Origin of the sequence: Streptomyces sp. SID3343, from assembly GCF_009865215.1 — a bacterium.
GTDB lineage: Bacteria > Actinomycetota > Actinomycetes > Streptomycetales > Streptomycetaceae > Embleya.
The window spans coordinates 1-9124 of sequence record NZ_WWJX01001329.1 but is presented as its reverse complement, the minus strand read 5'-3'; the positions used below and the strand labels follow the sequence as shown (position 1 = coordinate 9124).

At 67.2% G+C, this 9124-nt stretch carries 12 protein-coding genes, 1 tRNA gene and 1 pseudogene; 7 read left to right on the top strand and 7 right to left on the bottom strand.

The features are described from left to right. A partial coding sequence (locus GT354_RS42200; RefSeq protein ID WP_161362101.1) for a hypothetical protein occupies positions 1-287 on the bottom strand: 287 nt, incomplete at its 3' end. 130 nt (positions 288-417) lie between these two features. On the opposite strand from GT354_RS42200, the gene GT354_RS42195 reads away from it, so the two are divergent. Beyond that, positions 418-1875 (top strand): hypothetical protein, encoded by a 1458-nt coding sequence (locus GT354_RS42195; RefSeq protein ID WP_161362099.1) that lies wholly within the window; start codon positions 418-420, stop codon positions 1873-1875. A 45-nt stretch (positions 1876-1920) separates the two neighbouring features. On the opposite strand, the pseudogene GT354_RS42190 reads toward GT354_RS42195, so the two are convergent. Continuing rightward, positions 1921-2886: pseudogene (locus tag GT354_RS42190) on the bottom strand (helicase HerA-like domain-containing protein); the annotation flags it as partial. A gap of 230 nt (positions 2887-3116) precedes the next feature. Between GT354_RS42190 and GT354_RS42185 the strand changes: the two are divergent. Together GT354_RS42185 and GT354_RS42180 are read left to right on the top strand one after the other, a co-directional pair. Continuing rightward, complete coding sequence (locus tag GT354_RS42185) at positions 3117-3413, top strand: type II toxin-antitoxin system VapB family antitoxin (RefSeq protein WP_161362098.1); 297 nt, start codon at positions 3117-3119, stop codon at positions 3411-3413. Positions 3414-3531: 118 nt separating this feature from the next. Beyond that, positions 3532-4161: a LytR C-terminal domain-containing protein gene (locus GT354_RS42180; protein WP_346012428.1), complete on the top strand. Its 630-nt coding sequence runs from the start codon at positions 3532-3534 to the stop codon at positions 4159-4161. A gap of 150 nt (positions 4162-4311) precedes the next feature. Here the strand turns inward: GT354_RS42180 and GT354_RS42175 are convergent. The 4 genes from GT354_RS42175 to GT354_RS42160 form a co-directional block, all read right to left on the bottom strand. Then, positions 4312-4398, bottom strand: a tRNA-Ser gene (locus tag GT354_RS42175). A 10-nt stretch (positions 4399-4408) separates the two neighbouring features. Further along, positions 4409-4939, bottom strand: coding sequence for a tRNA adenosine(34) deaminase TadA (gene tadA / locus GT354_RS42170; protein WP_161362096.1), 531 nt, complete (start codon positions 4937-4939; stop codon positions 4409-4411). A 5-nt stretch (positions 4940-4944) separates the two neighbouring features. Continuing rightward, positions 4945-5436, bottom strand: a complete 492-nt coding sequence (locus GT354_RS42165; protein ID WP_161362093.1) for a tRNA adenosine deaminase-associated protein — start codon at positions 5434-5436, stop codon at positions 4945-4947. A 101-nt stretch (positions 5437-5537) separates the two neighbouring features. Next, the gene (locus GT354_RS42160) at positions 5538-5726 is read right to left on the bottom strand and encodes a hypothetical protein (protein ID WP_202512902.1); all 189 of its coding nucleotides are present in this window, start codon (positions 5724-5726) and stop codon (positions 5538-5540) included. Between the two features lie 278 nt (positions 5727-6004). Between GT354_RS42160 and upp the strand changes: the two genes are divergently transcribed. From upp to GT354_RS42145, 4 genes are all read left to right on the top strand, one after another. After that, entirely contained in the window at positions 6005-6646 is a 642-nt protein-coding gene (gene upp / locus GT354_RS42155) for a uracil phosphoribosyltransferase (RefSeq protein WP_161362089.1), read from the top strand. A gap of 311 nt (positions 6647-6957) precedes the next feature. After that, on the top strand, positions 6958-7125 hold the full coding sequence (locus GT354_RS53075) for a hypothetical protein (protein WP_202512901.1): 168 nt from the start codon (positions 6958-6960) through the stop codon (positions 7123-7125). 122 nt (positions 7126-7247) lie between these two features. Next, complete coding sequence (locus GT354_RS42150; RefSeq protein ID WP_161362086.1) at positions 7248-7667, top strand: PH domain-containing protein; 420 nt, start codon at positions 7248-7250, stop codon at positions 7665-7667. Positions 7668-7881: 214 nt separating this feature from the next. After that, the gene (locus GT354_RS42145; RefSeq protein WP_346012427.1) at positions 7882-8775 is read left to right on the top strand and encodes a SigB/SigF/SigG family RNA polymerase sigma factor; all 894 of its coding nucleotides are present in this window, start codon (positions 7882-7884) and stop codon (positions 8773-8775) included. Positions 8776-8863: 88 nt separating this feature from the next. Here GT354_RS42145 and GT354_RS42140 read toward each other — a convergent pair. Continuing rightward, positions 8864-9124, bottom strand: a 261-nt coding sequence (locus GT354_RS42140) for an IS30 family transposase (protein WP_161355674.1), incomplete at its 5' end; no start/stop codon positions are given.

The window sequence follows — 9124 nt, the reverse complement described above, 5'->3', positions numbered from 1 at the left end:
TCCGTCAGCTCGATCAGGTTCCAGTCCGCCAACGCCGCCCAGGTCAAATCCCGAGTCTGCGCCACCGCCGCCGGGTGCGCTTCCCACGTGCGTTCCCGGACCCACATCGGGGTGTACTCCGAGCCGCTGAAGACGGGGCCGAGCCACCGTTCCCCCGGGCTCAGGAGCCCCATACGCTCCGACCACTCCGCTTCGGGAACGGCGTTCCGTTCCCGCTCCTCTTGTACCGGCGGATCCCGCACGATCGTGTGCCGCAGGCCCGCCCGCCCTGTCTGCGCTCTGCCCATGGGACGAGCTTCCCGTCACAACAGGCGACCGGGTCAGACCTTCAGGGGTACCCATCATGGGTAGGCGTAGACTCACGGCGAACAGTGATCAACTGCGGGTGATGAGGGCGATCCGGGGAGACGCCGATTCATGAATGATTACGTTTCACCAGCGGCTCTACCGCCCCAGATTCTCGATCGCGACGACATGCGCGACGCCCTGCAAGTCAGGGACTTCGGGGTGGTGTTCACACTCGCGCGCAAGTGGTGCGGGATCAGCTTTCAGAAAATCGGTGATGCCTGTGGGATCAAGGCTCAACGCGTCGGTGCTCTAGCCCGTGGTGAAGGCCAGATCACCACTGTCGAGAAGCTTGAGACGATCGCAGACGCTCTGCGCATCCCAGGGGAAATGATCGGTCTCGCACCGCGCCCCTGGGAACGGTCGAGCCAGACGCCCGCTTTGACCGGCATTGTCACCCAGAACGCCGCCCGTCCACTGACAACGGGTCCACCGCCAGAGTCCGAAACCGGACTTACGTACACACGTTCGCTCACCGATACGCTAGCTGTAGTAGCGACTTTGGGGAGTAGCGACGTGAACCGACGGGTTTTCCTCACCAACGCCACGTTTGCTGTGGGTGCTCTGGCGGCCCCCAGCCGAGATTGGCTGTTGGCCAGCCTTGATGAGTTGGATGTAGATGTGCCACGTCGCGTAGGGCCCGACCAGATCAAGACCATCCGTGAAGCGTTCGGCCACTTCCAGAAAATGGATGTGATCGACGGTGGAGGCGACGAGGCGCGCAGGCTGGTTGCGCAGTACCTAACCGAGCAGATCATGCCTCTTCTGGGCCACCCGCAAGCCCCCGCCATGCAACACGCCTTGTACGAGGTGGCCAGCGAACAAACTTATCTCGCAGGCTGGATGGCTTTTGACGCCGGGCGCCATGGTCTCGCCGAACGCTACTTGATCCAGTCACTCCGGTTGGCCCAGGCTTCCGGTAACAAGATGCTCGGATCGCACGTACTCGCAGGGCTCAGCGACCAAGCAACCCAACTGGGATACCCGGAAGAGGGGTTGAATCTCGCGCGCGCCGGGCGCCATGGACTACGCGGGCTTACCGCCCCAGCAGCCCTAACAGACCTCTACGTGCTTGAAGCCCGCGCGCATGCCATCTTGGGTGACGTCATGTCAGCAGTCCGCGCCATCGACAGCGCCGAGCGCACATTCGACAGCGTCAGGCACGAGAACGAACCCGAGTGGGCCCGCTTCATTGATGACGCGTACGTTACGGGCGAAATCGCTGGCAGCCTGCGTGACATGAACGACTCGGTCAACGCTGAACGCTTCGCGCGCGAGTCGATCGCCGCCGCAGAACTCCAGAAGCGCAACCGGCGCGCATCCCTCAGCCAGGCAGTCCTAGCCACAAGCCACATCCAGCGCAACGAACTAGAGGCCGCTACCAGCGCCGCGCACCGCGCGCTTGACCTCTCCGCAGGCATCCCGTCTATCCGTGTCACTGCCGCCATGGATGGACTACAGAGCCGCATGAGGAGCCATGCGGACCGACCCGAAGTCGCAACCCTCATGGCGCGGTTCCGGCTGGCCTGAGGTGGCCACCCTCAGTGTCCTTAGGGGGGAAGTGACAGAAGCCAAGAAGATGCCCACGCCCTTGGACCGGATCAGCCGCACGGTCTGGGTGATCGCCGTCAAGAACGCCTTGGACGCGCCCGTGAACAGCAGATGTGCCTCGTCGAAGAAGAACACCAGGCGCGGCCGGTCGAGGTCGCCGACCTCCGGGAGGTCGTGGAAGAGGTCGGCGAGCAGCCACATCAAGAACGTCGAGAACAACTGCGGCTTGTCATGCACCGCGGGAAGTTCGAGCACCGACACCATGCCGCGCCCGTCGGTGGCGATCCGCAACAGGTCGGCGGTGTCGAAGTCGGGCTCACCGAAGAACGCGGCACCGCCGTTGTTCTCCAAGGTCACGAGCGCGCGCAGGATCACTCCCGCGGTCGCCGCCGACAGGCCGCCGATCCGCTTGAGTTCCGCCTTGCCCTGATCGTCCGTCAGGTACTGGATGACCGCGCGCAGGTCCTTGAGGTCGACCAGTTCCAGACCGCGTTGATCGGCGAAGTGGAAGATCAGCCCGAGCGAGGACTCCTGCGTCTCGTTGAGGTCGAGCACCTTCGCCAGCAGCGTCGGCCCGAAGCCGGTGATCGTCGCGCGGATCACGCCGGCCCCGAGGCCGCCGAGCGCGTAGAACTCGGCCGGGCATCCGGCGCCTTGCCAGTCCTGGCCGACCTCGGCGGCGCGAGCGGCCACCCGCTCACCCGGCTCGCCCGGCGCGGCGATCCCGGAGACGTCGCCCTTGACGTCGGCGAGGAAGACCGCGACACCCTGCGCGGAGAGTTGTTCGGCGATCAGTTGGAGCGTCTTGGTCTTGCCGGTACCGGTGGCACCCGCGACGAGCCCGTGCCGATTGAGCACGGCCAACGGGATCCGTACCGGCGCGTCCGGGTGCGCGATCCCGTCGACGACCGCGGCGCCGAGTTCGAGGGCGGGGCCGGTGAACGCGTAGCCGGCCCTGATCGTCGCGATCGCGTCGCCCTGCTCGGTCATGCGCTCCTCCGGTCCCCGGGATGACCCGCGCCGCGCCGAACGCTTCGAGGCTGCTTCGGGGCCGCTTCGAATCGCTCCGAATCGTGTGAGGGCGAATACACCGATAGGGAAAGAAATATCCCGATTGCCCCCGCGAATCGTCCGTCCGTACGGTCACGATCGACCCGTCGGGTCCCTCGCATCGGCTGTGGGTGGGGGTTCGACGACCCCGATCCCGGTAGGCTGAGCCTGTGATCTTCAAGCGGATCGGTGACGGCAAACCGTACCCGGACCACGGGAGGTCGGGTGCCCGTCAATGGGCCGACATCGCCCCGCGGCCCGTGCGGCTGGACCAGCTCATCACGACGAAACGACAGCTCGACCTCGACACGCTGCTCGCGGAGGACTCGACGTTCTACGGCGACCTCTTCGCGCACGTCGTGAAATGGGAGGGCAGCCTCTACCTGGAGGACGGCCTGCACCGGGCAGTACGAGCGGCGCTACAGCAACGGCAGGTGCTGCACGCGCGCGTGCTCGAACTCGGCTGACTGCGCAACCGTGGCGGACCGATCAGGTGGTCGTCACCGGGACGGTCGCGCCCCGATACGCAACTCGCCGGGACGACGCTAATCTCGACTGCATGGCGACCGGGACCACGGCCATGCCGTGCAGGAGGAGGACGGGGGCGCGTCGATGAGCATGCTCACTCCCCGCGGCATGGGAGGCCAGTACAAGATCACTGGCAAGCTCTATCCGCGCATGACGCGGCGCAGGCGACGCATGCCTGTCGTCATCGCCATCGTGGTCGGCCTGGTGGTGCTCGCGACCGCCGGGTGGGGCGTCTACCACTTCACGTCCGACGAGAAGGACGCCAAGGCCGCAGCGTGCCCGACGGCTCCGCCCGTCGCACCCCCGACCACCGCCGCACCCCTGCCCGAGGCCGCGACGATCACGGTGAACGTGTACAACGCCACCAAGCGCGCCGGCCTCGCCAAGAGCGTGAGCGAAACACTCAAGACCCGCGGCTTCGTGATCGGCAAGGTCACCAACGATCCCCTCAACCAGCCCATCGCGGCCAGCGCCGAGATCCGCCATGGCTTCCCCGGCGCGACGCCCGCGAAGGTGGTCGCGGCCCAGGTCGCGGGCAGCACCGACAAGGAAGACCAGCGCACCGACGGTTCCGTCGACCTGGTGATCGGCGACGGCTGGAAGGACCTGTCCACCCCGGAGGCCGTAGCCGCGATCCTGTCGCCGCCCCCACCGCCGCCCGCCCCGAGCACGGCCCCCACCTGCTGAACACCCCTGCGGCGAAGGACCCGACCACCCACGGCCGAGTCCTTCGCCGCAGGGCGTGCACCGGGACGAACCAAAGCAACGGACGAGCCAAAACGACGGAAGCGCCCGACCTGTCTCAGGTCGGGCGCTTCCGTATGTCCTGCTCAAGAGCGGTAGCGGTGGGATTTGAACCCACGGATAGCTTGCACCATCACACGCTTTCGAGGCGTGCTCCTTAGGCCACTCGGACACGCTACCGAGAGAGAGCTTACCGGATGCCGGGGTGTGCTTCGTAACCGGTTTCCCGGGAGCGGTTGTCCTCGAAGAAGGCGCGCAGCGCCGCCCCGCATTCGGCCTCGGCGACGCCGCCGACGACCTCGGGGCGGTGGTTGAGGCCGCGGTCGCGCAGCACGTCCCACAATGAGCCCGCGGCGCCGGCCTTGGGGTCCCAGGCGCCGAAGACCACGCGGTCCACCCGGGCGAGCACGATCGCGCCCGCGCACATCGTGCACGGCTCCAGGGTGACCACGAGCGTGCAGCCGGACAGGCGCCACTCGCCGACGGCCTTCGCGGCCTCGCGCAGGGCCACGATCTCCGCGTGCGCTGTCGGGTCGCCGTGCGCCTCGCGTTCGTTGCGGCCGCGGCCGAGCACGGCGCCGTCCGGGCCGAGCACGACGCACCCCACCGGCACGTCACCCGTCTCGACCGCCGGCGCCGCCTCGGCCAGGGCCAGCCGCATGGCCGGCTCGTACCGGGCCTTCGCGGGGTCGAACGCGGGCCTGGGTACCGGTGGGGGCATCGTGCTCAGCGGACCGTCTCCAACTCGTCGGCGCAGCCCAGCCGTTCCGCGATCACCGCTATGGCGTCCGCGGGCAGACCCGCGTCGCCCGCCAGTTCGGCGAGCAGCGTCGCGGGCACCCCCAGATCGGCGAGCACGCTCTCGTCGCCTGCGGGCCCCGGCGGCAGCGCGGCGTCCTCGTCCTCCTCCAGGCCGTCCAGCACGTCGGCGGTGAGCAGCGCGTCCGCGTAGGCGCTGCGAGCGACCGCGGCCACGTCGGAGACGTAGATGCGTGGGTCCTCCTCACCGTCCACCCGGACAACCGCGAACCAGATGTCCTCCTGTTCGACGAACACGAGGACCGGCTCGTCGTCCACGGCTGCGGCACGTGCCAGCGCGGTCATTCCCACCGGGTCCTCGACGTCGTCGAGATCGGCCTCACGGGCTTCCCACTGCTCGTCTGTACGTACGAGCACTGCGGCGAAGTACGCCACGGGACTCTCCAAGATCGTTCGCATCGGCGTTGTCACTCGCATCGTGGCAGATACCGGACCACGAGGACGGGAATTGGCGCACGTTGACGAACAAGGTCGGGTGAACGGCCGACGGACAGCCGAAATCAGTAACGGAACGTGCGCATCCGCATCATCTGCCGGAGTCGTTCGTTGCGCACCCGGCGCGGCTGGATGCGAGCCCGCAGTTCCCGTGCCTCGGCGAGTTCCCGCAGGAAGAGAGTCCGTCGACGGCGTCGATCCGCCTCCTCCTCGCGGCGTCGGGCCGCCGTCGTTCGGGGTTCTCGACTCTCCATCACCACGCCCCAACCACTCCCAAGGCCATCCGAACCCGATGTGGCTGTAGTGCCCGGGTCACACCGGCTCAGTCATCGTGCAGGCATCCCTTGCCGGAAAGAGTTGCGGTAAAACGAACAATTGGTTTCAATTCACCCGGCATTCCTCGAATACGCCGAGTCCGCCCGTTCGTACCGACGACGAACCGGGCCGAACCATCCGGCCGCGGCTCGAACACGCGGTGGCCCGGCACCGCCCCGCACGACTGCCTTACCGGACAAACGGCTACTGTCTCACCATGCGGATTCACGTCGTCGACCATCCTTTGGTGGCCCACAAGCTCTCGACTCTGCGCGACCGGCGCACCGACTCGCCCACGTTTCGGCGGCTCGCCGACGAGTTGGTCACGCTGCTCGCGTACGAGGCGACCCGTGAGGTCCGCGTCGACACCGTGGCACTGACCACGCCGGTCGCGGACACCATGGGCGTCAAGCTCTCCTATCCGCGTCCGCTCGTCGTGCCGATCCTGCGCGCGGGCCTGGGCATGCTCGACGGCATGGTGCGGTTGCTGCCGACGGCCGAGGTGGGCTTCCTGGGCATGATCCGCAACGAGGACACCCTGGAGCCGTCCACCTACGCGACACGCATGCCCGACGACCTGAGCGGTCGGCAGGCGTATGTGCTCGACCCGATGCTCGCGACCGGCGGCACGCTCATCGCGGCCACCAAGCTCCTCCTGGAGCGCGGCGCGCTCGACGTGACCGCGATCTGCCTCCTCGCCGCGCCCGAGGGCGTCACGCTGATGGAAGAGGCGTTCAAGGACACGGACGCGAAAGTCACCGTCGTCACCGCCTCGATCGACGAGCGACTCAACGAGCACGGCTACATCGTTCCGGGCCTCGGCGACGCGGGCGACCGCCTGTACGGAACCGCCGGATAAGCACCGACGATCACGCTGCGTACGCGGCGTGGCCGAAGTTTGCGCCGAAAGTCCCTCTGTGGGACCAAGGCCCTCCCTCGTCGGGCCGAACGCCGGATGCGGAGCGTCGCGATCAGGCGCATGCTGGAGATGTGCCCGGGGCTGGGCAGGAGCCCCGCAGGCACCCAGGGACTGTTTGCCGATGCTGCGAAGGTACGACCCACCTTTGCTCCGGCGGGGGTCCCGCTGGGGAGAGAGAGTGGCCGGTCCCCCCGCGGCTGCTCCCTCTCCCCTATTGTTTCTCCCCGATACCTCAATCGGGAGGCGGGGAGATGCAGGCGCAGACCAAGAAGATCCTGACGCTGCTCCTGGTCGTTTTCGTCATTTACACGATCATCGCCACGCCGGACAAGGCCGCCGATCTCGTCGCCCAGTGGTTCAACGCGATGTCCTCGGCCGCCAAGTGGTGCGGCGACCAGATCAGCGGACTCGCGAGCTGAGGCGCGCACGTCGAAGGGCCGGGGCCGCGCCGGTCACCAGTGCCGGCACCGACCCCTATGCGATACGCAGATACCTGCTGCCCACCGAGATCTGCGTGATAGCCGTGCGCAGGCACTGGGCGATGATCCTGCGCCCCCTCGTGGTGACCGCCCTGGGAACGGTCCTGCTGGGCGCGCTTTTCGCCTACTTCCCCGCCGCGAACCAGGTCGTACACGTCGGCGTGTGGCCGATCGGGGCGGCGCTCGTGTTGTGGTGCTCGGGGCACGTACTGACCTGGCGCAACGACTACTTCATCGTGACCGACAAGCGGGTCATCCTCACCACCGGCCTGATCGGCAAGCGAGTCAACATGATGCCGCTGACCAAGGTGACCGACATGAGCTACCGGCGCACACTCTCGGGACGTCTGCTCGGGCACGGGATGTTCGTCATGGAGTCGGCTGGGCAGGATCAGCCACTCAAGGAGGTCGCGTTCGTCCCGCGACCCGACGCCGTCTACCTCAAGATGTGTGACCAACTCTTTGGCCCGACCGGCGGGTAATGCGAAAGGGCTGGTAAAACCTCGAAATATTTTTGCGGTGATTCACGGCTTTCGTACTGTCGACATGCCGCTAGATACACCCGCATCACCTGACAAATCGGGGATGTCGCAAGGGGTTTGGGGCGGATCCCCTCGCCGGTAAGGGGGTAGCGAACGACGGCTGCCGACCGCCATGGTCGGTAGCGGCCAGGTTCCGCTCCAGGACGACGAGGAGGTGGGCTCTCCAGTGCTGCTGCGAGATGCTTCCCACGAGGGCACGGCAGGCTCTACCGCCGACCGCGCCGCGCCCGCGCGCCTTCCCCGTACCGGGATCCCCCGCGCCCGCGCGGTTCGGGGTTCCGGCACCGACACTCCCCAGGACACGCGCACGCTGTCCCGGACCCTCTTGCTCCGTCTCACCGATGTCGTGGAGGGCTCTGCCGAGCACGCGTATGTGCGCAGCACCCTGGTCGAGTTGAACCTGCCCCTGGTGCGCTTCGCGGCGAACCGATTCCGGAGTAGGACCGATCAGTACGAGGACGTCCTCCAGGTCGGAACCATCGGCCTGATCAAGGCGATAGATCGCTTCGACCCGCACCGCGGCGTCGAGTTCCCGACCTACGCCGTGCCGACGATCATCGGCGAGATCAAGCGCTTCTTCCGCGACACGTCGTGGAGCGTGCGGGTACCCCGCCGGCTCCAGGAGTTGCGGCTCGCGCTCGCCGAGGCCACCGAGCAGTTCAATCACAAGTACGACCGGGCGCCGACCGTGGTCGAACTCGCGAAGCACCTGAACCTGACCGTCGAGGAGATCCTCGAGGGCATGGAGGCGGCCAACGCCTACTCGCCCGCGTCGCTCGACGCACACGACCTCGACGACGACCGCGACAACGCGCTGATCGCCAGGCTCGGCCAGGAGGACGAGGCGCTCGACGGCGTCGAATACCGGGAAGCACTGCGGCCGTTGCTCGCTCGGATGAGTCCGCGCGATCGACAGATCATCATGCTGCGCTTCTTCGGCAACATGACCCAGTCGCAGATCGGCGAGCGACTCGGCATCTCGCAGATGCACGTGTCGCGTTTGCTGGCCCGTGCGCTGGCCCGGCTGCGGGCCGACCTGTCGGCCTGAGCGGGCGCCGCTCGACGCAAGGCGGCCGCACCTTGTCCGACAAGGCCCCTGACGAAGGGCGGATTCCAGGGGTCGTCGCAACACATGATCACTGATGTGTCGTGGCGAGCAGTTTATGCAGGCGCTCGGCTGGGGTTTCCCAGTCGAGCGTTTTGCGTGGGCGGCCGTTGAGTTCGGCGGCGACGGCGTCCAGGCGTTCGCGGGTATGGACGGACAGGTCTGTGCCTTTGGGGAAGTACTGCCGGATCAGGCCGTTCGTGTTTTCGTTGGAGCCGCGTTGCCATGGGCTGGCGGGGTCGCAGAAGTAGACCGGGACGTCGGTGACGACGGTGAAGGCGTGGTGGGAGGC